24 protein-coding genes are annotated in these 23,615 nt (G+C 42.4%); 8 read left to right on the top strand and 16 right to left on the bottom strand.

The window, feature by feature from the left end:
* Positions 1-52 precede the first annotated feature (52 nt).
* From nqrC to nqrE, 3 genes are read left to right on the top strand one after another with little or no spacing between them, the layout of a single operon-like run.
* Positions 53-796: an NADH:ubiquinone reductase (Na(+)-transporting) subunit C gene (gene nqrC, locus N7E81_RS05330; RefSeq protein WP_263052250.1), complete on the top strand. Its 744-nt coding sequence runs from the start codon at positions 53-55 to the stop codon at positions 794-796.
* Positions 797-841: 45 nt separating this feature from the next.
* The gene (locus tag N7E81_RS05335; protein WP_263052251.1) at positions 842-1,525 is read left to right on the top strand and encodes an NADH:ubiquinone reductase (Na(+)-transporting) subunit D; all 684 of its coding nucleotides are present in this window, start codon (positions 842-844) and stop codon (positions 1,523-1,525) included.
* Positions 1,526-1,551: 26 nt separating this feature from the next.
* Positions 1,552-2,163, top strand: coding sequence for an NADH:ubiquinone reductase (Na(+)-transporting) subunit E (gene nqrE / locus N7E81_RS05340; protein WP_263052252.1), 612 nt, complete (start codon positions 1,552-1,554; stop codon positions 2,161-2,163).
* 107 nt (positions 2,164-2,270) lie between these two features.
* On the opposite strand, the gene N7E81_RS05345 is transcribed toward nqrE, so the two are convergent.
* The 4 genes from N7E81_RS05345 to N7E81_RS05360 all read right to left on the bottom strand — a co-directional run bounded on the left by N7E81_RS05345 (position 2,271) and on the right by N7E81_RS05360 (position 8,044).
* The gene (locus tag N7E81_RS05345) at positions 2,271-4,217 is read right to left on the bottom strand and encodes a BamA/TamA family outer membrane protein (RefSeq protein WP_263052253.1); all 1,947 of its coding nucleotides are present in this window, start codon (positions 4,215-4,217) and stop codon (positions 2,271-2,273) included.
* 102 nt (positions 4,218-4,319) lie between these two features.
* A complete protein-coding gene (locus N7E81_RS05350; protein WP_263052254.1) occupies positions 4,320-6,956 on the bottom strand; it encodes an ABC transporter permease in 2,637 nt (878 codons plus the stop codon).
* Complete coding sequence (locus tag N7E81_RS05355; protein ID WP_263052255.1) at positions 6,953-7,279, bottom strand: PadR family transcriptional regulator; 327 nt, start codon at positions 7,277-7,279, stop codon at positions 6,953-6,955. Before N7E81_RS05355 ends, N7E81_RS05350 begins: the two co-directional genes overlap by 4 nt.
* Before the next feature lie 123 nt (positions 7,280-7,402).
* Positions 7,403-8,044, bottom strand: coding sequence for a porin family protein (locus tag N7E81_RS05360; protein WP_263052256.1), 642 nt, complete (start codon positions 8,042-8,044; stop codon positions 7,403-7,405).
* 114 nt (positions 8,045-8,158) lie between these two features.
* On the opposite strand from N7E81_RS05360, the gene N7E81_RS05365 reads away from it, so the two are divergent.
* The gene (locus N7E81_RS05365; protein WP_263052257.1) at positions 8,159-9,025 is read left to right on the top strand and encodes a hypothetical protein; all 867 of its coding nucleotides are present in this window, start codon (positions 8,159-8,161) and stop codon (positions 9,023-9,025) included.
* A gap of 5 nt (positions 9,026-9,030) precedes the next feature.
* On the opposite strand, the gene N7E81_RS05370 is transcribed toward N7E81_RS05365, so the two are convergent.
* Positions 9,031-9,519: a hypothetical protein gene (locus N7E81_RS05370; RefSeq protein WP_263052258.1), complete on the bottom strand. Its 489-nt coding sequence runs from the start codon at positions 9,517-9,519 to the stop codon at positions 9,031-9,033.
* Positions 9,520-9,659: 140 nt separating this feature from the next.
* Between N7E81_RS05370 and N7E81_RS05375 the strand changes: the two genes are divergently transcribed.
* The 4 genes from N7E81_RS05375 to N7E81_RS05390 all read left to right on the top strand — a co-directional run bounded on the left by N7E81_RS05375 (position 9,660) and on the right by N7E81_RS05390 (position 13,332).
* Positions 9,660-10,352 carry a DUF2490 domain-containing protein gene (locus N7E81_RS05375; RefSeq protein WP_263052259.1) on the top strand — a complete coding sequence of 231 codons (693 nt, stop codon included), beginning with the start codon at positions 9,660-9,662 and terminating at the stop codon, positions 10,350-10,352.
* A 114-nt stretch (positions 10,353-10,466) separates the two neighbouring features.
* A complete protein-coding gene (locus tag N7E81_RS05380; RefSeq protein ID WP_263052260.1) occupies positions 10,467-11,867 on the top strand; it encodes an aminopeptidase P family protein in 1,401 nt (466 codons plus the stop codon).
* Positions 11,864-12,886 carry a WD40/YVTN/BNR-like repeat-containing protein gene (locus N7E81_RS05385; RefSeq protein ID WP_263052261.1) on the top strand — a complete coding sequence of 341 codons (1,023 nt, stop codon included), beginning with the start codon at positions 11,864-11,866 and terminating at the stop codon, positions 12,884-12,886. Before N7E81_RS05380 ends, N7E81_RS05385 begins: the two co-directional genes overlap by 4 nt.
* The gene (locus N7E81_RS05390) at positions 12,886-13,332 is read left to right on the top strand and encodes a 3-oxoacyl-ACP synthase (RefSeq protein WP_263052262.1); all 447 of its coding nucleotides are present in this window, start codon (positions 12,886-12,888) and stop codon (positions 13,330-13,332) included. Before N7E81_RS05385 ends, N7E81_RS05390 begins: the two co-directional genes overlap by 1 nt.
* 251 nt (positions 13,333-13,583) lie before the next feature.
* On the opposite strand, the gene N7E81_RS05395 is transcribed toward N7E81_RS05390, so the two are convergent.
* From N7E81_RS05395 to N7E81_RS05445, 11 genes are all read right to left on the bottom strand, one after another.
* Positions 13,584-14,600, bottom strand: a complete 1,017-nt coding sequence (locus tag N7E81_RS05395; protein WP_263052263.1) for a vWA domain-containing protein — start codon at positions 14,598-14,600, stop codon at positions 13,584-13,586.
* 84 nt (positions 14,601-14,684) lie between these two features.
* Positions 14,685-15,275, bottom strand: coding sequence for a bifunctional phosphoribosyl-AMP cyclohydrolase/phosphoribosyl-ATP diphosphatase HisIE (gene hisIE / locus N7E81_RS05400; protein ID WP_263052264.1), 591 nt, complete (start codon positions 15,273-15,275; stop codon positions 14,685-14,687).
* 3 nt (positions 15,276-15,278) lie between these two features.
* Positions 15,279-16,034, bottom strand: coding sequence for an imidazole glycerol phosphate synthase subunit HisF (hisF, locus tag N7E81_RS05405; RefSeq protein ID WP_263052265.1), 756 nt, complete (start codon positions 16,032-16,034; stop codon positions 15,279-15,281).
* Entirely contained in the window at positions 16,024-16,743 is a 720-nt protein-coding gene (hisA, locus tag N7E81_RS05410; protein WP_263052266.1) for a 1-(5-phosphoribosyl)-5-[(5-phosphoribosylamino)methylideneamino]imidazole-4-carboxamide isomerase, read from the bottom strand. The genes hisF and hisA overlap by 11 nt, the downstream gene beginning before the upstream one ends.
* Positions 16,744-16,756: 13 nt before the next feature.
* Positions 16,757-17,344, bottom strand: a complete 588-nt coding sequence (gene hisH, locus N7E81_RS05415) for an imidazole glycerol phosphate synthase subunit HisH (protein WP_263052267.1) — start codon at positions 17,342-17,344, stop codon at positions 16,757-16,759.
* Positions 17,341-18,474, bottom strand: a complete 1,134-nt coding sequence (hisB, locus tag N7E81_RS05420) for a bifunctional histidinol-phosphatase/imidazoleglycerol-phosphate dehydratase HisB (RefSeq protein ID WP_263052268.1) — start codon at positions 18,472-18,474, stop codon at positions 17,341-17,343. Before hisB ends, hisH begins: the two co-directional genes overlap by 4 nt.
* Before the next feature lie 93 nt (positions 18,475-18,567).
* Positions 18,568-19,605 carry a histidinol-phosphate transaminase gene (hisC, locus tag N7E81_RS05425; protein WP_263052269.1) on the bottom strand — a complete coding sequence of 346 codons (1,038 nt, stop codon included), beginning with the start codon at positions 19,603-19,605 and terminating at the stop codon, positions 18,568-18,570.
* A 3-nt stretch (positions 19,606-19,608) separates the two neighbouring features.
* The gene (gene hisD, locus N7E81_RS05430; protein WP_263052270.1) at positions 19,609-20,889 is read right to left on the bottom strand and encodes a histidinol dehydrogenase; all 1,281 of its coding nucleotides are present in this window, start codon (positions 20,887-20,889) and stop codon (positions 19,609-19,611) included.
* On the bottom strand, positions 20,886-21,743 hold the full coding sequence (gene hisG / locus N7E81_RS05435) for an ATP phosphoribosyltransferase (RefSeq protein ID WP_263052271.1): 858 nt from the start codon (positions 21,741-21,743) through the stop codon (positions 20,886-20,888). The genes hisD and hisG overlap by 4 nt, the downstream gene beginning before the upstream one ends.
* A 306-nt stretch (positions 21,744-22,049) precedes the next feature.
* The gene (locus N7E81_RS05440; RefSeq protein WP_263052272.1) at positions 22,050-22,793 is read right to left on the bottom strand and encodes a ZIP family metal transporter; all 744 of its coding nucleotides are present in this window, start codon (positions 22,791-22,793) and stop codon (positions 22,050-22,052) included.
* Position 22,794: 1 nt separating this feature from the next.
* Entirely contained in the window at positions 22,795-23,541 is a 747-nt protein-coding gene (locus tag N7E81_RS05445) for a class I SAM-dependent methyltransferase (RefSeq protein WP_263052273.1), read from the bottom strand.
* Positions 23,542-23,615 lie beyond the last annotated feature (74 nt).

The following is a 23,615-nucleotide window of genomic DNA, read 5'->3' on the forward strand; positions in this document are numbered from 1 at the left end:
TTTATATATTATCGTATTTTCTGCTGTACTTACTATAGTACTTGGTGGATTATTGTCTGGAACTTCAGTAGTGCTGAAGCCATTGCAGGACAAGCAAATAGAGCTAGATACCAAAAAGAAGATTTTGGGGGCTGTGGATCCTTCTAGTGTAGAAGGTAAGACATCGGATGAAATTTTGGCTTATTACAAAGAGCGTGTCACATCTACAGTAGTAGACATCAATGGTAATCCGATGGAAACGGACGCTAAAGGCAACAAATTGGTAGCTGAGAAGATCGATTTCCAAAAGAATCATAATAAGTTTAAGAAAGATGTGGAGGCTAGACCTTATCCTGTATTCATGTATATGAAGGCAGATGGATCGGGTGTAGAGGCTTATATCTTCCCTATGTTTGGAGCTGGTCTATGGGATTGGATTTCTGGCTTTGTAGCAGTGGATTCGGATTTGAATACATTAAAAGGTGTTGCTTTTGACCACAAGTCTGAAACACCAGGTCTTGGTGCTAGAATTACCGAAGAGGCAGTAAAGTCTAGATATATAGGAAAGAAGATTTTTGGAGACAACGGAGATTTGCTGTCTGTGAATATGGTAAAAGGCGAAAAAGGCGAGCCATTAGATGATCATCACATCGACGGGATGTCTGGTGCTACCCTCACAGGCAAAGGAGTAAATGCGATGTTGAAAGACTATTTCGGATACTATAGCACTTATATAGAAAAGACGAAAGCATCGAATCAGCCAGTGGCAGAGGTGGTAGAACCCACCGAAGAAATGGCCGAAGAAACGGTAGAATAATAAAGAGATGTTGATTGGGCTCACGCCCTTTTAAAATAGAATAAAATGAGTACAGAAACTTTGGAACAAGCGGTAGTAAAAGCGCCATCAGAGCCTTTATTGTCGAAGAGAAGGAAGAAGTTCATCACTGATCCGCTAAACGATGACAATCCCGTGACCATTCAGGTGTTGGGTATATGCTCTGCGCTAGCTGTGACGGTGAAAATGGAACCTACCTTGGTGATGTCTATCGCCGTGGTATTTGTGGTTGTGTTTTCTAACCTGATTATCTCTTTGATGAGAGACATTATACCGGGTCGTGTAAGAATTATTGTGCAATTGGCAATTGTGGCTACACTGGTAACACTAGTGAGTGAAGTCCTCAAAGCCTATTTGTTTGACATGTATAAGGTGCTGGGGGCATTTGTAGGACTAATCATTACGAACTGTATCGTAATGGGGCGTTTGGAAGCATTTGCCATGGCCAACAAAGCCTACGACTCTGTGCTTGACGGATTAGGTAGTGGATTTGGGTATGCATGGATTATCTTGACAGTGGCTTTCTTCAGAGAGCTTTTTGGGTCAGGGACTGTATTTGACGTACCCGTATATGCTACTATATCAGAATGGACAGGTGGGTTTGTCAACATCCAAACCAATGGATTGATGGTAGATTCGATCGGAGCCTTTATGGTATTAGGTATTTTGATCTGGATACAGAGAACTAAAAACGGATACGTAGAACACTAAGTCTTAGCAGCTAAAAGAAATTAGAAATGGAAGCATTTAATATATTTATAAAAAGCGCCTTTATCGACAACATGGTGTTCGCATACTTCTTAGGTATGTGTTCGTTCTTGGCGGTATCTAAAAAAGTATCTACAGGTTTAGGCCTTGGTGCGGCAGTTATTTTCGTATTGTCTATCACTGTGCCTATCAACTGGCTCTTACAAGAGTATGTGTTGAAAGAAGGTGCTTTGGTTTGGTTAAACGGAAGTTTTGAAACCATCGATTTGAGCTTCTTGCAGTTTATCATGTTTATTGCGATTATCGCAGCGATGGTACAGCTGGTAGAAATGATCATCGAAAAAGTATCTCCTTCGCTATATGGCTCACTAGGTATTTTCTTGCCATTGATCGCTGTAAACTGTGCCATCCTAGGGGCGTCACTTTTCATGGTACAGAGAGATTATACCATTGTAGAAGCTACGGCATATGGTGCTGGCTCTGGATTTGGTTGGTTTTTGGCCATTATCGCTCTAGCGGCTATCAGAGAGAAATTGAAATATTCTAATGTACCCAATGGTCTGAAAGGATTGGGTATCACGATGATCCTTACTGGGTTGATGGGTATTGCCTTCAAATCCTTTATTGGGATTGTGCTATAAGTACCAAAGAAATTAATTTGAAACAAAAAGTCCCACTCTCGATATATTTCGGGATGTGGGACTTTTTTATGCCTATTATAAATGAATCCTTTCTAAACTAAATAGCTTTAGAAAGGAATGATCTGTGGAGCTCTAAAGTCAAAATCCCGGATGTCGAGGTGGGTAGAGTTGGAAAAGCTGACAGGGCTATTCGATGCATTGATAGGTGTGCTGGGGTAGTAAGCTAGACGCAACTGGAAAGTAGATATGGCCAAGTTGTCATTTCGCAGTCGAATCCCACCACCAACACCCATGAAATGATCTACATCAAAAAAGTCATTTCTAATGTTTTGGGTAGTGGTATAATCGAAGAAAGCAAAAGCGGCCATTCTAAATTCCAAGAAATTGACAGGGGTAAATATGACCGTTTCAAATTTCAAGTTGAATTTACGAGTAGCTCTTAGGTAATATCCCCTGACCCCTCGAATACCTATGTCTGCTTCGGATCTTAGAATGTATTCTTCATCAGGGTTGATAGATTGGCTATAGGTGAAGTCGACAAATTGGCGAATCTTGACTTGGTTTACAGTAATTAATGGGGTGAAGTAATCAGCGCCAAACTTCACGATGCCATTTTCATATCCATTAGCGCCTACAAAACTTCCCAAGGAAGCAATACCATTGAAGTATCCAAAGTTTTTGATATAGCCACCTCTTGCGTAATTGAACCCTAGGTAGAAGCGGTCTGTAAACTCATCGTCTTGAAAGCCAGCGACTATACCTATGGTACTTCCTGTAGGAATATCCTCCGTCCGACCATATTCAATAATAAATCGATCTTTATAATAGTTTCGTGCACTCAGGCCCAGCTCGATGAGGTAAGTGGCCTTGTTATGATACCGAAAGTTAGTATCGGCTGTGACCGTAGGTCGATCAAAAAAATCAGCATACTCTACACCTGCTGAAGCTACCATGTTTGTGACTGCGTCTATACCAAGAATCTGGGTTTTGATGTTGGTTTTAAAAGCTCTAGCCACCCAGAGTTTAGAAAATCTTTCGTCATAAGTATAGGTGGAGGTCACATCTGTTGTAGGTTCATAATTGTATTGACCATATACATAACGTGAAAGGGATGCCCCTCCTGCATATTTCATTTCTTGAGTAACGAAGTCTCGCTCGAAGAAAGCACCATAGCCTGTTCGTATAAAATGATTGGCATAGTTGAACTCAGCGTCGATAAATGAACCACGTACGTTGGCTATTTTATAGAAAAAATCAGAACCTCCATCTCGTATGTAGTCATACTCAAACTCATGACCTAGCCCAGCGATGTTGATGGTCGTTATACCGAAAAGGGCATTATTGTCATTATTTGGACTAAATAGAAAACTGTATGGTAATACGTCTTGAGTTACCACCACCACATCTGCTTCTTTTTGGTTACTGTGCTCGTTGAGCATTATTCTGGCATCTTTTACATAGCGGAGTCGACGAATCAGTCGCTCACTATCTACAAAATCAGTAGGATTTACATGATCCCCTTCTTTGAAGGTAAGGTTTTTTTTGATGATCCAGTCCAGCGTATGTATATGTATCTTGTTTACTGCGGCCATGGCATTGGACGGATCGTATTTGGTGGTATCTTTTACTGATGCTCCAAAAATGGGCATGGGTTTGAAGTCAATTGAAGAAACAGTTTCTCGCTCATAAGGAATAAAGCGCTGCTCATGAAACTCTTCTGTGAGTGGCTTAGAGTCCTCTTGTACAAACATGTAATCATACATCATGTTTGAGAGTTTGGATTTACTCATCTTTTGTTCCATCTGATTATAAAATTCCTCAGAGCGTTCCATATTGTTTTTTCTAATATAGAAATCTGTGGTGTCTGGAAAGACAAATATGGTATCGACCCTTGCGTAGTAAGCTTGGTCATTGATGAAAATAAACCTATCCGCCTTCACTTTTATGCTGTCCATTTTAGTGGTTGGCTGCGTTTTAAAAGTCTTTGCTTGGCCAGTCGCCTCTAGGCTGATCAGAGTGTATATCAGTAGACAGAAGATCGATACTGACTTCATGCAGGGTTATTTTTATTCATGGAGTTGCAAAGAAAGAAAAGATAAAAAAGAAGACCTCTAAAAGTAGAGGTCTTTCACTAAAGTTAATATTATTTATTAAAATTATTCGTAGCGTAGATTGTCTACGGGATTGAGTTTGGCCACTCTTAGGGTTTGTGTAACAATAGATAAGCCTCCGAGTAGTAGCAAGACCAATGTACTGCCCACGACTTCGATCATGCTTATAGGACGTGGTTCATCGAGCATCATACCAAAGAACATATTGAAAAAAAAGTATGAAATAGGAATGCCAATGGCACAGGCGATGCCCATCATTTTAATAAAATTGGCAGAAAGCAGAAGGGTGAGTTGACGCACATCTGCGCCCATTATTTTTCTGATTCCTATTTCTTTGATTCTATTTTCGGAAGTGAAAATCACCATGCCAAGCATACCCAGACAAGAGATACTAAGTGCCAAAAAACTGAGTAATGAAAAGATCTTGATTTGGTAAAGAAACGAGACATAAACTTCGTCTAGTTTGTCATCAAAAAAACTAAACTCGAATGCTGATACAGGATCAAGTTTGCCCCAGAGTGTTTCAAAGTCGTTGACGGTATCAAACAAATTAGAATGAATAACGGTAAGTGTAGCTACGCGAAAAGCATCTGGGTTGTAGCGAAATATAAATGGCTTGATGTTTTCTTTGAGAGGCAAATGATTGAAATCTGCAGCGATACCCACTACCCTACCTTTTTGTCCTGATTCAAAAATGACCTGACGGCCTAGTATTTGATCTTCAGGCCAGTTCATGGCTTGTACAAATTGCTCGTTTACAATAATTTGTTCTTCTCTCAAGGCGGTCAAATGCTCGTTGAATAAAGTTCCTTTTAGCATGGTAAAATCCAACTGTGTCAAGAATGCATTATCTGCATATAATTGGTAGGTGAAAATCGAGTCCTGAGTTTCTTCATTTTTAGAATATGTACTTTCAAACGCAGACAGACCAGGTAGGCCAGAAGAAAACCCTACAGATTGTACTTCTGAATGATTTGAATACGCTGTAGCGAAAAGTGTTTTATCAACCCCTCGTAGTGGTACAATCATTTTGTTTTCTTTGTCAAATCCAACCTCAAAATTGATCGTGTGCTGATATTGCAAAGCCATACCGATCACTCCAAAAATGAAGATAAACGATAGGACAAATTGAAATATTGCAAGTGATTTTCTTAAATTTATCCGACCTAGTGTCCCTACTTTGAATCCGCCCTTAAGAGAATCGATGGCTCGCATTTTGGCAAAATAGATGGCAGGAATTATGCCCGCCAATACACCTGTGAAGAGAGCAAATAAAATGAACAAGGAGGCAATCGGCAGATCGATCGTAAGGTCTAGCATTTCTGAACCTATGATCATACTCATATAGGCATCTTTGATAAGCGTAAATACAAATGTGGCACCAACTAAAGAGATCAAAGTCAGAATAACGGTCTCTAAAATGAATTGCAAAAAGATATCCCGCTTGAGCCCGCCTACTACTTTGCGCAGGCCTATTTCTTTAGATCTTTTCAATGCCCGTGCCATGGATAAGTTGGCATAGTTGAAGCAGGCAGGCAGCAAAATGATAAAAGTGGCTAGCATGAAAAAAGCCATCGTAAGGCGGTCAAATGAGGGGCCAATTTGGTAGTAAATATCTTCTCCTGATACAATGGTGGTGAGCGGTTGTAAGTATAACCCAAATGTCTCTTCAGTCGTGTTAAGCTTTTGAGCTAACCCAGCCAATATTTCAGTTAATGCATGAGGTTGGGTTGCTGAGTTTAATAATAAATAATGATACGAATTTCTATAAAACAGTCGGTCTGCCCTGCGATTTTCTAAGTTGCGGTTGATAGCGGTCAGTGTCTGGTAGGATACCAATGCTTCGAAATGTATGTGAGAAGCCAGGGGATAGTTTTTTACTACACCCGTAACCGTAAAAGGAGCCATGTTTTTTACTTTGAGAACTTCTCCTACTACATTCGTTTGGCCAAAAATTTTGTTGGCGAGTTTTTCGGTAATTACGATCTGGTAGGGAGCATCAAGCACATGCTGTTTGGTGCCAGAGAGGAGTTCGTATGAAAAGGCGGTGAGAAAATTTGGGGTGGTATATAGGCCACTAATTGTTATCGTATGGTTGTCGTGCTGAAGTTCGCCAGAAAAGCTAGTGTTGATACTGATCACTTCGCTGATTAAATTTGGATACCCAACCAGTTCGTCTGCTACCAGTGGTGCTGACGTAGCTATTTTCCAAGTGGCCTCTGCATCAGTTTTTATCGTGTTTACTCGGTAGATTCTGTCCTTATTGACATGGTGCTGGTCGAAGTCTTGAATGGCACTGAACATAGCGAGCGACAATAGGCATACCGACATTCCTAATGCTAGCCCTATGATGTTGATCAAAGAAAAAACTTTGTGTTTCATTAGGCTTCTAAAAGCTACTTTGGTATAGTTTTGATACATAGCCCATGAGGGTGTGCCAGACAAAAAATGAGATGTAGCAGATGCTTTTCTTTTTTTGACAGCATAAGAAAAGATCAATGAAAGTGTCTGTTTCCAAAACCACCAGTTGGATTTTCGCCGACCTAGTTTGCCAAGGTTAATAAAGTAGATTTCTTCTAAATCTCCATAGAGGTCTTCTACGTTTGCGTTTCCGCAAAACCAGAAAAACAAGTGTGTAGCGAGTTTGGGAGGAGTTTGAGTTTTTTGACCTTGGTTTTTCATTGTGCGTAGAGTTTGAGATCAGACAATTCCCAAAGCTCATCACGTAGCGTTTTCATATCGAATAGTGCTTGTTTGGCAGAAGCCGTGAGTTGGAAAAATCGCTTTCTTCTGCCTCCGCGTTCGTTGGTGGGCTCTCCTAGGTAGGAGGTCACAAATCCTTTTTCGTCTAACCGAGTGATGGTGGAGTGTAGGGCTCCTATACTGGTTTTTCGTTGGGTACGCTGCTGGATGTCCTCTAATACTGCCACTCCATAGGCTTGGTCTCCCAGTGTGGCTATGGTGAGTAGTACGAGCTCTTCAAATTCACCGATGTGTCCTTTCATATATATAAGTAATTGTTTTTTGAGTTTTCAATTCCTTTATACGAAGATACAAATCATATGTTTCTATATATGAGAAGATATAGCAAAAAGAAAGGGACTCGTAATTAGTTGTCCCTATTTTGCTTATTGTTCGAGCCTGAAGACTACTCCACCTGAAAACTCGCCATGGACGACAGGCACATAGAAGGAGCTACCTCCCCCACAGCCACCAGACCCACAGAAAATTCCTACACCACTAAACATGAGTGGCATGTACATTTTAGCTTGAAACTTTAACCCAATTTTTTCTGTTGGAAAAATTTTGACCCCGAGTCCTAAGCCTCCAGAAAACTTGGTGGCAGTATTCAGATTTAGGTCGTTTGGAGATTCATTTTTTGGGGTATAAGCGACTACACCCATCCCACCTACTACATAAGGTTTTACCAGATCATTACCCCCTAGTATTTTCTCAGCGCCTAATTGAAAGTGTTCGATGACCAAATCAAAATCATATCGCTCTGATTCGCCTGGGCGGGGGAAATAGTTGTAGAGGATTCCTCCAGACTGGTTGCGTGCATAGACAAATTGTATTTGTATGCCGTTGCCCATGTCATAACCTAGCGTACCTCCAAAGGCGCCTCCATTGGCTACGTTGATTTCACCACCTACATAGTTAGACTTGCCGCTGAGCATGTATCCCCCATAGGCAGAAAACTCAATGGCTTGACCATATAGGTGAGTAGTAGATGTGAAAAGGAGAAGGGCAAAAAGGACAAGAGGTCTCATGGTTCAGCGTTTATTTTTTGTTGTAATTGAATTTAGTAAGTTAAACTGAATGATGGATTGTATCTAATTAAAATTTTAAGACTAAATTCTTTAGAAAAGAAATTTGCCTAAGATATGACATTTAAATACCACTTTTTATTCATTTTTTGTTTGTTAGTTGCTGGTGTGGCTCGCAGTCAGGAAAAATTACAAGACACAAAAAACTATACTTCTGGGGAACAATTTCTGGCACCATTGTATGGCCTGAAAGTAACTGTGCCAACAAGCTGGACGGGCTTTTATCCTAAAGAGAGTGAAATTTTCATGATGGCCAATGATTCTGCTCAAGCGGTGGAGTGTATGTATTTTGCCAACCAGAGTGATTTGAAAACGATTCAGGCGAACTGGAAAAAAGGTTTCCTTTTAGCTCAAGGTTTGACTGTAGAACTTGAAGGAAAAATCAGTACTGAAGATGATGGTTTGACCTTCTCGAAGATAGCTTTGACCAATCGTCCAGATGTGAAAGGGGTGGTTTTGGCTAAGTGTGGCACATTCGGCGTATGTGTGACGGCCATGGTATACGGCCCTGCTCCATTGATGGAAAGCTATTTTGCCAATTTAGCTCCAGTTCTGACAGGGATAGATTTTGTAAAACCTACACCGAGCGCCGAGCTGGATAGATTCGATTGGCAAAAGGAATTGACGGGCAAATATATACTGGCGTATCAGCGCGATCAATCATCAAAAAAGGAGAGTCAGGTATGGCTATATCTAGATGGCACATTCAAGAGTAAAATATCTAGAACGGGCATGTTCAAAGGGTCGGCTGGCAAGTACAAAGGCACCAAAAAAGGCACATATCTGATTTATAACGAAGACCAAGGTGAGCCGGCCAAATTGGTGCTGCTATACAAGGGGCTGCCCGAAGTAGTACTGCCACTTACTAAGAAAGACGATCAGTATTTCATCAATGGTCAGGTTTTCTACTTCTCTCAGATGTAAGACGCTTATCCTTTTTCTTTGATGGGTCGATAGATCATCACTTTGCCTTTGGTCACGTGGTTGAGATTGAAATTGCTTACGCCTACTTTTTTGCCCCAGTCGCTTGTGTTTTGGTGAGCGATTTCATAATCGCCAGTCCCATTTACTTGATAGACAATGGCGGTATGCTGCCCCATGGCTGCGCTAAAGGTGGTGTTGTCCACTTTCCATTGTAGTTCTACATTTTCGAACTGAATCATATCTCCAGGCAGGACTTCTTCTTTTTTAGGATTTAGTTTCCTACCATAGATGGAAATGGTTTTCAAAGAACTGCGGTCGAAATAGGCTCCCGAATAAGCCAAGGCTTTGGCAGCCAGATCCCAGCATTCGCCACGGTCTACTTTTGTTCCCATGACACTGTCCACATATTCAATAACCTTTGCATTTAGTGTGGGTAGCTCAGCTTTGAAGCTAAAAGAAGAAAATAAGATGACGAGTAAAAATGGTTTCCACATAGTAGTGTTTGTTTTGATGGATAAATAAATACGGCTAAGTATAAGATAAAGATGTATAAAAATTGCCGAACCGTAATTTTGAATAGACATTTGTCTGTTCGTTAAGGATTAATGTAAATTTCTAATTAGGAACTGGTGGCATGAAAATTATTTTTACTTCTATTCTCATTTTTTGGGGGCTGTTTGCTCAGGCACAAGATGTGTTTAAAGTATCAGAATCTTGGACCGATCTGACGATCTGGTACAAAATAGGCGACCAAATCAAAATAGGTGGAGATGTGGGCTACCGAACTACAATAAAGGATTTTAGTTTTCATCTCGGTTATATCCGACCGACCATCATTTGGAAACCTTCTCCGTTATATAATTTGTCGTTTGCGGTTTCCAATTTTTATAAAGACATATCAGGATCGATCAATTTGAATGAACTTAGATTAGCCCAAGAGGCCAATTTATTTTGGCCCAAGATAGGTTCTTTCAAGATAGATCATCGTTTGCGATTCGAAGAGCGTTTTTATCAAATCAATAATAATAAGGCCAATAGTACACGCATGAGATATCGTTTGGGACTGAAAAGCCCAACGTTTCATTTGTTTGGGATAGGGACACCATTCTTTTCGGAATTGACTTGGGAAGACTTTAAGCTTCTCGGGAGTAGTTTTGAATATTATTGGGGCAACACCCAGCGGTGGGAGGTCGTACTGGGCAACAAAATTTCCAAAAAAGTAAAACTCGGTTTCCACTATATCCTCCAAACCACACGAACCACAGATAAAACCTTTTCTCTCCAAGAAAACATCTTACGCATCCGAATTGGATATACCATCAATTGATAAAATCGTAGGTGAATGCAATAAATCAAATGAAATAACCAGCACTGCTCATTATCAGTTGGGTAATTACTTCAGATCATTATCTATATTTGGGTGAAAACAAATACCCCAAAAATGTTTAGCAAAGACACTTATCTTCAACGAAGAAATAGACTTAAAAAAGAAGTAGGTAACGGCCTCATCGTTCTGCTCGGCAACGAGGAGAGCAGCATGAATTTCAAGGACAACTGGTATCATTTTAGACAAGACAGCACTTTCTTGTATTTCTGTGCGGTTTCACTCCCGAGCCTGACGGCAATACTGGATTGCGACAGTGGGGTTGATTGTATCTATGGCGATGAGCTCACTATCGATGATATCATATGGACAGGCCCACAACCTACCATTGCTTCCTTGGCGGAAAAAAGTGGAATCACACAAACAGCGCCTACTAGCCAAGTGGAAAAACAGATCAAAAAAGCGATCAGTGATGGGCGTTCCGTTCATTTTATCCCTCCCTACAGAGAAGAACACGTGACTAAATTGTCGGCATGGACAGGCAAACCATTATCAGAAATTAGATCAGGAGAGTCGGTCACTTTGATCAAGGCCATCATTGCTCAGCGAAACATTAAAACCAGTGAAGAAATTGTCGAACTTCATAAGGCAGTAGACCTTACGGCTGCGATGCACCTGTCTGCGATGCAATACACCAAACCAGGGATGAAAGAGGCTGAAATAGCCGCTAAAGTGAATCAGGTGGCATTAGCTGCCGATGGGCAGTTGTCATTTCCTATCATTCTAACTAAAGATGGGCAGACCCTTCACAATCATTATCATGGCAACATAGTGCAAGCAGGAGATATGATTCTTTGTGATGCTGGCGCAGAAATACACTCAGGATATGCTGGTGATATGACCAGAACTTTCCCCGTTTCGGCGCAGTTTACAGAGACTCAGCGGGAGCTTTACCAGATCGTACTCAACGCACACGAAACAGCCATTGCTGCATTGAAACCAGGAGTCCAATACAAAGACATACATTTGAAAGCTTGCACCAAGTTGACCGAAGGGTTGATCGAAGTAGGCCTGATGAAAGGGAATGCCGAAGAAGCAGTGACAGCAGGAGCACATACGATGTTTTTCCAATGTGGGCTGGGTCACTTATTGGGTATGGACGTGCATGATATGGAAAACCTGGGAGAGCAGTACATCGGCTATTCTGATACGCTCAAGAAGAGCACTGAATTTGGGTTGAAGTCGTTGCGCTTGGGCAAGGAGCTAGAAGCAGGATTTGTGATTACCGTAGAGCCTGGTATTTATATTATTCCAGAGCTGATTGATCGATGGAAAGCAGAAAAAAAGCATGAAGATTTTCTTAATTATAGTAAATTAGAGTCTTATAAATCCTTTGGCGGGATTCGCATAGAAGAAGATTTTGTTATTACTCAAAATGGTGCCGATTTGCTCGGCACACCAGTGGCCAAAACGGTCGCTGACGTAGAAACCATTAGAAAACAATCTTTAGAACAATGAAAAATTATGTGATCCTTTTAGCCGTGACTCTAGCGGCTTGTCAACCATCAAAAAAGAACTACACTTGGGATGAATTTGCTATCGACGGAGAGCCGTCGTTGCGAGGAATTTCAGTACTTGATAAAAATGTGATTTGGGTATCAGGAACCAATGGCACTGTGGTTAAAACCGAAAATGGTGGGGTGGATTGGCATGAAGTATATGTACCCAAAAGTGACTCATTGGACTTCAGAGACGTGGAAGTATTGAGCAAGACGGATGTTGTGCTTATGAGTGCTGGGCCAGGTGGGAAGTCCAATGTATTTAAAACTAAAGACGGAGGTCACCATTGGCAGACGGTATTGATCAATGAATACGATTCAGGCTTTTTCGATGGTATGGCTTTTTGGAATGAAAACGAAGGGATATTGGGAGGAGACCCAGTAGAGGGCAAATTATTTTTGATGAAAACAGAAGATGGAGGAGATAGCTGGAGACAGATTCACCCTGATCATTTGCCAGAAATCAACGAAGGAGAAATTGGAGGTTTTGCGGCTAGTGGCAGCCACCTTAGCGTAAAGGGTAATTCTGCCTGGGTAGGCACAGGAGCTGCTACTGCCCGGGTATTTTATACACACGATAAAGGGCAGCACTGGGAAGTGGTATATACGCCTATCGTGCAGGGCGAAAGTTCCACTGGGATTTTTTCAGTTGATTTCTTAGATGAGAAAAATGGAGTAGCCGTGGGAGGCGATTACACTAAAGAAGATGAAGTCACCGAAGGAGTCATCGTGACCAAAGACGGTAGTCAAACATGGCAATTGGCAAGTAACTTTCCCGTGTATCAATCGGCGGTACGCTACCTTTCAAAAAAGGAACTCATTTCTGTAGGCCCCTCGGGTTGTTATCGATCTAGTGATAAAGGGATGACTTGGGAACCCTTTGGAGACTCAGGATTTCATACCTTAGCCGTTGCCAAAGACGGTACCGTGTGGGCTGCTGGTAGAGCGGGCAGAATAGCACAGCTGATCATAAAATAATGACTAAGAAGAAACTATATGATATCTGCGTGCAAATCGTGCAGGACAAAATCGCTATTGCCAAGCAGGGCATGGAAGAGGCCCAAGCTTCAGCTAATAATGAGACCAAGTCTTCGGCTGGTGACAAATACGAGACGGGTCGTGCCATGAGCCAGCGAGAGCGCGATCTGCATGCCCGCCAGCTCGCCGAACTTATCAATATGAAAAAAACGTTTTCTACAATAGACCCCAAAAAACGATGTGCCAAGGTGGAGCTGGGGGCTTACGTGGAAACAGCTACGGCTAAGTTTTTTGTCTCCGCCAGTCTCGGTGCCGTGAAAGTAGGCAAAGAGACGATCATGGCTATATCAGCCATTTCGCCTATCGCTCAGGCCATGCTGGGTAAGCAGGCAGGAGATACGTTTATTTGGATGAAGAAGGAGACAGAAATCCTTTCAATAGGATAGAAATGTCTTAATGTTCTTGAGCTTTATAAAGCAAATCATTATTCCATTTCGATAACTACAAAAAATTACGGCATTTCCAGAGCAGGAAATGCCGTAAATGTATTAGAGAAAAATTTGCCTGATGTACTCTTATTCCCTATGATTAATCAATCAGTAACACTCGGGATGCAGCAAAGAGTAGCAACATGACCAATACAAAGGTCTGCTTATTATTCGATCATGCCAATACCTAATAATGAGTATATTTCATTTTAAAAGCCAACTAATATGGGATACAAATTAGTGGTTACGCCTTCTTCGGTACATTTTTCAATGACGTCCTTCAAGGTCTTTTCAGTTAGATATCCTTCCAATGGGGGAGCATCTCCAATCACGATCATCATCTTTGTAGAAGAAGACCAGCTCATGACATCTACTGCTTGCCAAATACCATCATAAACCGATTCGGGAATGTCTCCTCCCCCAGTGGTAGATAGGTTGTTGAGGTAGGTTTCAATGTCGTCATAGTCTGAAGTCAGATCTATGTAGTCGAACCATTCTGATGGATCCACATTTAGATCTCCGTACTCTGCCACACCTACTTTCACCCCACTAGGCAAAGCTTCTAATAGGTCAAAGATGTTGTCTCTGATGTTGGCGATATCATCCGACATACTACCCGTGTTGTCAATCAAAAACACTAAATCAGCTCCTGATTTAGCATGATCATCTAATATCACTTCTATGGTGCTACTTACTTCGGAGGCACTACTGGCATTATAACTTTCGCCTTCCGTTTCTTCAGCTAAAAAGTCGAAAGCTTCTTCAGTAGTAATAGTAGAAGTAACCCCTTCTACTATTTCAGAAGCAGGCCCTTCATCATCGTTTTCTGCCGTCACAAAATAATAATAGATGCTACTCGATTCTACATCGGTGTCTATATACTCGTGGTCATCCGTATCATCTATTTTTTCGAAACCAGCGTCTTCGAGATCATCCATGTCCAACTTTTCGTCTTCGAGATCGTCGTTGAACTCGTCCAGATCCTCGATGTTTTCATCGTCTAGGTATTCCCAAAAGTCTTCATAGGTAGCTCTATAGATAATGTATTCTTCTGCATTATCTACTTTATCCCACTCCAATTCTACCCTTAGGGCAAACTCATCCGAAGCTTCGAGATCATCTGGTGCTCCTAGTGGCTCAGGCTCTGCGCCTTCTTCGTCGCATGAAATCAGGACTAGCGCTATTAAAACAATTCGTCCTATTTTCTTTAAATAATACTTTTTCATACTTTTTTCTATCAAAAGTATTTTTAAAGAAAGCGGCTTTCAATACCTGATTATTGGTAATCTCTAAGGAAGGGAGTAGTCAAATTAATGCCTAGCTTCTAGCACTTTCACCACATCTTCTAGGTCATAGCCTTTGGCACGAAGCAAGATCATGTAGTGATATAGCAGGTCTGCAGATTCGTCGAGAAACAGTTTCTCGTCGTTGTCTTTGGCTTCGATCACCACCTCAACGGCTTCTTCTCCTACCTTCTGAGCTACCTTATTGATCCCTTTTTTGAATAGCGAGGAGGTGTAAGATTTTTCGTCGGGGTTGTCGTGGCGGTCTTTGATCACCGCTTCCAATTCAGACAAAAAGCTGAAATTGGAAGTATTGGCTTCGCCCCAGCAAGTGTCCGTACCTTTGTGGCAAGTAGGGCCTACTGGTGTCACTTGGATAAGTAGTGTGTCGTTGTCGCAGTCTAGTTTGATGTCTTTTAGCTCAAGGAAGTTGCCACTTTCTTCGCCCTTGGTCCAGAGCCTGTTTTTGGTACGGCTGTAAAAAGTCACTTTGCCAGATGCTTGTGTTTTGGCAAGTGCTTCTTCGTTCATATAGCCCAGCATCAATACGTTTTTGGTCTTTTCGTCTTGAATAATAGCAGGCACGAGACCGTCAGTTTTTTCGAAATCTATGTTCATAATCTATAGTCTTATCGCGATTCCCTGATTTTTCAATTCTTGTTTCAATACAGGGATTTCAATTTCTTTAAAATGGAAAACACTGGCAGCCAAGGCCGCATCAGCTTTGCCAAGAGTGAAGGTATCGGCAAAATCTTGGATGCTACCCGCTCCGCCCGAAGCGATCACGGGGATATTCACCAAGTCCGATATTTTGGCCAAAGCCTCGTTGGCAAAGCCATTTTTTGATCCATCATGATCCATAGAGGTAAATAGGATTTCTCCTGCTCCTCTAGATTCTGCTTCTTGCACCCAGTCAAATAGGTCTATTTCGGTAGGCACTTTTCCTCCAACAAGGTGTACTTTCCAAAGACCGTCGATCTGCTTGGCATCTACGGCCAGCACCACGCACTGACTGCCAAACTGTGCTGCTAGTTCATCGAGTACAGTAGGTTCTTTCACTGCCCAGGAGTTGATCGAGATCTTGTCGGCCCCACGGTGTAGCAGTTCGTACACGTCTTGCACAGACTTGATACCGCCACCTACGGTGAATGGGATGTTGACTTTCTCGGCGACTTTTTCTACTAGCTCGGCGGTGGTTTTGCGCCCATCTCCTGTAGCGGTAATGTCGAGAAAAACCAACTCATCGGCACCCTGCTCAGAATATGCAGCAGCCAATTCGACGGGGTCGCCAGCATCACGGAGGTTTACGAAGTTGACCCCTTTTACGGTTCTGCCATTCTTGATGTCGAGGCAGGGTACGATCCTTTTAGTCAACATATTGTTCCAGTTGTTTCAATGAAATTCTATCCTCGTATATCGCTTTGCCGATGATGATGCCGTTCATACCCAGTGCTTTGGCTGCTTCTACATCGGCGATGTCTTTTACGCCACCGCTGGCTATTATTTTTTGGTTGGGGAAAGTCTTCATCAGATCCTTATAGAGATCTACTGCTATGCCTTGCAGCATACCATCTTTGGCGATGTCGGTACAGACGATGTATTTATTTCCCATCGATTGGTATTCTGTAATCAGGTCAAACAAGTCCACTTTGGACTCTTCTTGCCAGCCGTTGATGGCTATTTTTCTGTTGGTAGAATCAGCACTGAGGATGATTTTTTCACTGCCATATTTTTTGAGCCATTCGCCATAGAGCTTCTTGTTTTCTAATGCGACACTACCTAGGTTGACTTGCTTTGCGCCAGCATTGAAGGCGATGTTGATGTCTTGGTCGGTACGAATGCCGCCACCAAAATCGATCTTGAGACTGGTCTTGGATGCAATCGCATCGAGTACCTTGGCATTGCGGATTTCTTTGGCCTTGGAGCCATCTAAATCCACCAAATGCAAATAGCGAATGCCTGCGGCTTCAAACATTTTGGCTACTTCTAGTGGGTTTTCATTGTATATTTTCTTCTGATCGTAGTCGCCCTTGGTCAGTCGTACACACTTGCCATCTATGATATCTATTGCTGGTATTATTCTCATGTCGTTTGGTCGACTATAGTTCTATAAAATTTTTCAAAATTTGCTGTCCAAATTCTCCGCTTTTTTCTGGGTGAAACTGACAACCATAAAAATTATCTTTGTGCAACGCGGCACTAAACGGCTCTGGGTAGTTGGCACTAGCAATCGTCCACTCCGAAGCAGGTACATAGTACGAATGTACAAAATACATGTACTCTTTTTCCTTTAGCCCCTTCATAAGTGGCGTTTTTAGATTTTCGATTTCGTTCCACCCCATGTGAGGCACTTTCAGTCCCTTGTCGGGAAATAGTTTCACTGGCAGTGGAAATAAGCCCAAGCCTTTGGTGTCGTTTTCTTCGGAGTATTCGCACATCATCTGCATGCCGAGGCAGATGCCCAAAAAGGGCTGTTTGGCATTTTTGATCACTTCCACCAAGCCGTATTTTTCTAGCGAGCGCATAGAGCTGCTGGCCTCTCCCTGTCCGGGAAATATCAGCTTGTCGGCAGACTGGATCACCTCGGCGTCGTTGCTTAGTTCGGCATCGAGTCCCAATCGCTCACAGGCGAATTTGACCGACTTTACATTGCCTGCACCGTAGTCTATGATTACTACCTTACTCATAGCATGCCTTTGGTTGAGGGTAAAATCATTTTGTCTTTGTCTTGCTTCACGGCCATTTTTATCGCTTTGGCGAATGTTTTGAAAATGCCTTCAATTTTGTGGTGTTCGTTGTCACCTTCAGCTTTGATATTCAAATTGCACTTGGCAGCGTCGGAGAAAGACTTGAAGAAGTGAAAGAACATTTCGGTTGGCATTTTGCCCACCATTTCTCTTTTGAACTCCGCTTCCCATACGATCCAGTTGCGCCCACCAAAATCTAGTGCGACTTGACACAAGCAGTCGTCCATCGGCAAGCAAAATCCGTATCGTTCGATGCCTTTCTTGTTGCCCAGTGCTTCGGCTATGGCCTCGCCCAAGGCGATGCCTGTATCTTCGATTGTGTGGTGCTCATCTACTTCCAAGTCGCCTTTCACCATTACTTTGAGATCGAGTAAGCCGTGCTTGGCAATCTGATCCAGCATGTGGTCAAAAAACTTGATACCAGTGTCGATTTGCGCTTGCCCCGTACCATCTAGCTCTACCGATATATCGATGTCGGTTTCTTTGGTGGTGCGTTTTACGGCTGCCGTTCTAGAGCCACGAGCCACGAGCTCGTAGATGTCTTGCCAGTCCGTGGTAGTCAAGGCGATGCAGGGTTGGAGTTCTTCTACTTTCGTGGAAATCTCTTTTGCTCCTAGTCCTTCTTCATTGGCGATGAAAATGGCTTTGGCACCTAGGTTTTTGGCTAGTTCTACGTCAGTGATGCGATCGCCAATCACGAAAGAGTTGGCCAGGTCATAGTCGCCGGTCATGTACTCAGTGAGTAGGCCCGTTCTGGGCTTACGAGTAGGTGCATTGTCGGCAGGGAAGCTGCGATCGATCTTTATGGCATCGAATACCACACCCTCATTTTCGAAAGCCTTTATGCATTTTTTTTGTGCAGGCCAAAACGTTTCTTCTGGAAAAGAATCAGTCCCCAAACCGTCTTGGTTGGTCACCATCACCAGTTCATAGCCAAGTTTAGCAATCTTGGCCATCCACTGAAAAGCACCTGGGTAAAACTCCAGTTTTTCGAGAGAATCCAGTTGGTAGTCTACTGGTGGTTCGATGACCAATGTACCATCACGGTCTATAAATAATACTTTTTTCATTTTATGTTTTTCAAGTTGACTTGCTGGTCATATCTCCAACAAGAACAACAGTTTTATGTCTTTTTATCTCTTTGTCATTTCTACAAGTGAGAGTCAATTTTTGCTATATGCTTTAATTCCTTCAATCAACCGTTCATTTTCCTCAGGTGTACCGATGGTCAGTCGCAGGCAATTGTCGCAAAGGTATTCTTTTGAGCGGTTGCGTACGATGATCTGGCGAGCCATTAAATAGTCGTACAGCGCTTTGGCATCTGCTACTCGCACGAGGATAAAGTTGGCATCGGATGCGAATCGTTTGAGAATGCTTGGCATCTGATCTAGTGCCTGCTCTACTTTTATTTTTTCGTTAAGGATGATTTTCAAATTTGATTTGAAATGCTTCTCTTCATTCAATGCTTTGAGCGCCGCTTGCTGAGACAGCTCATTCACATTGTAGGGAGGTTTGATGGCGTTGAGTACTTTGATGATTTCCGCGGAAGCGAAACACATTCCTACTCGCAACCCTGCTAAGCCCCAGGCCTTGGACAAGGTCTGGCACACGATCAGATTGGGGTAGTTGGCCAATTCGGTCAACCAAGAATCTGTGTTGGCAAAATCGATATAAGCTTCGTCTATGATGACCAGCCCTCGCTTTAAATTCAATATTTTTTTGATTTCGGCTTTAGCCAAAATATTGCCTGAGGGATTGTTTGGTGAGCAGATGAAAAACAGTTTGGTGTTTTTATCTGACGCATCGATCATGGCTTGGGCATTGAGCTGAAAGCCTTCGTCAAGGTTTACTTTTCGGAGTGGCACATTATTGATCTCTGAGAGCACGGGATACATGCCGTAGCTTGGGTTGTGCGAGACCACATTGTCCTGCATGGGTTCGCAAAAAGCACGATAGATCAAGTCCAGCACCTCATCACTGCCATTGCCCAAAAGCATGTTTTCTACAGGCAGTCCTTTGATTTCACTCAAGCGATTTTTGACTGCTTTTTGATAAGGATCTGGATAGCGATTGTATCCATTTTCGAATGGGTTTTCGTTGGCATCTAGATAGACCTCTGCCACATGATCGAACTCATCTCGAGCCGAGCTATAGGGCGTGAGGTTGAGTATGTTTTTCCGAATCAGTAAGGATAGATCCATGTCTTAGAGTGATAATAGTCTTTTGGTAACGGCTAATTTGTGGGCTTTCAATTGCTCGGCTTCTGCCATAAACTCGATGGCTGGCCCGATGCGTTTGATGCCTTCTTCAGAAATTTTCTGAAAAGTAATTTTTTTGCAAAAAGCGTCGATGTTTACGCCGCTAAACGATTTGGCAAACCCGTTGGTGGGTAGGGTGTGATTGGTGCCAGAGGCATAATCTCCCGCGCTCTCGGGTGTATAGTTGCCGATGAAAACCGAACCAGCATTCATCAATCCATTGAGATAAAAACTTTCATTTTCTACACAAAGGATGAAGTGCTCAGGAGCATATTCATTGATGAAGTCTAAGCAGTCTTGATCGTCTTCCATGAGGATGAGTTTAGAGTGCTCGATGGCTTTTCTAGCAATCTCTTTTCGCGGAAGCGAAGGCAGTTGATTCAATAATTCTTCTTGAATTTTCGGGATCAAGGAAGGTGTTTTCACAATACAAATGACTTGACTGTCCGTGCCGTGCTCGGCTTGAGAAAGTAAGTCAGAAACTATGAATTCGGCTTTGGCAGTATCATCTCCTAGCACGAGTAATTCTGATGGGCCAGCTGGCATGTCGATGGCTACACCGAGTTGGGTTGCTCGCTGTTTGGCCGCGGTCACATACTGGTTGCCAGGCCCGAAAATTTTGTGCACTTTAGGGATGCTTTCTGTGCCGAAAGTCATTGATCCAATGGCCTGAATCCCGCCTACTTTAAAGACTTGTGTAACGCCAGCATAGTGCGCAGCAAATAGAATAGCTGGATTGATTTGTCCGTTTTTGTCAGGAGGTGTACAGAGTATGATGTCTTTGCATCCAGAGATCTGTGCTGGGATGGCCAGCATCAAAACGGTAGAAAACAAAGGCGCCGTGCCACCGGGTATATAGATGCCCACACGTTCGATGGGTCTTGTTTCTTGCCAGCACTTCACGCCGGGCATGGTTTCCACTTCTACTACGGTAGGTGTTTGTGCGCGGTGAAATTTTTCAATATTAGCACCAGCTAAACGGATAGCTGCTTTCAGGTCTTCTGAGATTTTGTCGCCAGCCCCAGCGAGCTCTTCGGGCGTGGCTTTTAGGTTTTCTACTTCAGCTTTGTCGAATATCTTGGTATAAGAGAGTACGGCGCGATCTCCCTCTTCTCTGATCGCTTGAAAAACTTCATTGACTAACTGATTGAGATTTTGCTGCTTGAGAGCGGGGCGCTGTGTGAGTTTACCCCAGTCTTGTCGACTTGGATTTTTGGCTAAAATCATAATACCATTTTTTCTATTGGAACAATTAAGAGTCCTTCTGCCCCAGCTATTTTGAGTTGATCGATTACCTCCCAAAATTCACCTTCTTCGATTACTGAGTGTACGGAGCTCCATCCTTCTTCTGCCAAAGGTAGTACAGTTGGGCTGCGCATGCCGGGCAAAAGATTGATTACTATGTCGAGTTTGTCGTTGGGCACGTTCATCAGTACGTACTTAGATTTTTTGCCTTTTTGTACGGCATCGAGTCTGAACAGTAGAGTGTCTAGTAGCGCATTTTGTTCGGAGGTTAGTTTTTTGCTTTTGACTAAGCAAGCCTCGGAAGTAAGTATGGTGTCGGTTTCTTTCAATCCGTTTTTGAAGAGCGTACTGCCAGAGCTGACTAAATCACAGATGCCTTCTGCTAGGCCGATGTTTGGGGCGATCTCGACCGATCCTTTGATCAAGTGGATTTCGGCGTTTACGTTGTTGTTTTTGAGGTATTGGGTGAGCGTGTTTGGGTAGGAAGTGGCTATTTTTTTGCCTTCGAAAAACTGAACCCCTTCATAGTCCACATCCTTTGGCACAGCGAGTGATAACTTGCATTTAGAAAAACCTAATTTTCTTACTACTTCGATGTCATTTTGACTTTCTACCAGTAGGTTTTCTCCTACTATAGCCAAGTCTGCTACGCCATCTTCCACGTATTGCGGGATGTCGCCATTTCTCAAATAAAGTACTTCGAGTGGATAATTTGTCGCACTGGCTTTGAGTTGGTCTTTGCCGTTGTCGATGTGGATGCCACAGTTCTTAAGAAGACCTATTGATTCTTCGTTTAACCTACCTGATTTCTGAACTGCGATTTTTAGTTTACTCATTTTTCGTTTTGTTAGTGTCTGAGTAAACGCTGTAAGGACAAAAAAAATCCCGACCAATGTTACTCAGACGGGATTTGATATTTTATATTGACTACATCAATATCACCTCGTCTGTGCGATCATATAATGGTGATGATGTTGTGTCCTTATTGTCATAATTTCTTGAATTGGATGCAAACATAGACAGGATTTTTGTAATGCAAGAAGATAGCGGGGTTAAATTTTCATTAGCGAATGCAACTATCTACGCTATAATCTTTTTCTTTTTAAGAAAACACACTTGATCTACACTCTTTTTTAGGAGAGTTAAGAAAATACCTCCGCAAGTATGGCCAGCCCTGCTCCGAATATACTGATTAATAATTTTTTGGAATTCCAGCGATGCTCAGGACTCGACTCGATGAATATCGTAGTAGAGATGTGTAGAAAATTGCCTGCTACGAAGGCAAATAGCATGACCAGACCGTCTTCGCTAAATAAACCTATAGGTACTATCCAGTGTCCAGCCAATACACCCAGCGGTGAAGCTAAGGCAAAAATAAAAAGAAGAATTAGTTGTGTTTTCCTTTTGTCATACTGACAAGCCAGCACAGTCATTAGCGCAAGTGCTGCAGGGATTTTGTGTAAGACTACGCCTGTGAGCAAGGAGCCTTGGCTATGCCCACTATGTACCACTTCTGGGTGTGCTAGTATGGTGCCTTCTAAAAAGCTATGCATGCATAGTGCAGCCATCAGTGATACGCCCGACCAGACCGAATGCTCTTTGTCGTGTTTGTGCACATGCATATGACCATGCTCTACGCCATTGGTGAAATACTCTAAGATCTGCTGAAAGAAAAAACCACCCAAAATAAACATCCCGATATGGAATTGGTTTTTGTGGGTTTCGAATAGCTCGGGCAGAATGTGGACGATGGTAATAGAAAACAGGAAAGAACCTGCAAATACCAGTATGCTTTTGACCTCAGACGCCTTGGTTTTGGTGACCCGCAAGGCGTATAATCCGCCTACTAAGGCTGATAAAAACAGGACAATAGAATTGACTATCATATTATTTTTCTAAAACAAAAATGAGCCTTTGAGACTCTTCCGCCTTGTAGTCGGATAGCTCATAGTCTCCAAAGATATCTATTACTTTCAAATCAATTTTCTCGAAATACGCTAAAAAATCAGTTCGTCTGATGGCCTTTACTTTTTCTTGAAATTCAAAATGCTGACCGTGATCATCTACACTGATGTTTTTCACAATGTATTCATCCTCGGTGTATGTTCTGCGGATTTGAAAGTGAATATTTTCAATTGTTTTATCTTCTTCATGTACCAGGTTGTTGACCACTACATAAGGGTTCAAAAAGTCAAGCAGAAACATACCTCCTGGTTTTAATGATTTGATCGTAGCATCTATCACGTTCAGGTTTTCTTCTTTCGAATCGAAGTAGCCAAAACTGGTAAATAGGTTGAATACATAATCAAATTGTTCGAGGCTAAATACATCGCGCATGTCATGAACAGCAAATCGTAAGGAATCGTTCTGACTAGCACTGGCTGCTTTGATATTTTCTTCCGACAGGTCGACGCCAGTTACGTCAAATCCTTTTTTGTTTAGATATATCGAATGACGCCCTTTGCCACAAGCCAAGTCTAATATCTTGGCATTGGGTGCTAATTTGAAATAATCGATGAGGTGATCCAAAAAAGAAGCTGCTTCTTCGTAATCCCTGTGTTTGTACAAGATGTGGTAGTATATGGTATTGAACCATTCGTCAAACCATTCCTTTTTGTTTGTTTGCTCGCTCATATTTTGGAGTGCAATATTAATTAGCACAAACAAGAAGACCTATTCTGTAGAGAGAAAGAGGAATTTTTACTTAC

Source organism: Reichenbachiella carrageenanivorans (genome assembly GCF_025639805.1).
In the GTDB taxonomy this organism is placed as follows: Bacteria; Bacteroidota; Bacteroidia; order Cytophagales; family Cyclobacteriaceae; genus Reichenbachiella; species Reichenbachiella carrageenanivorans.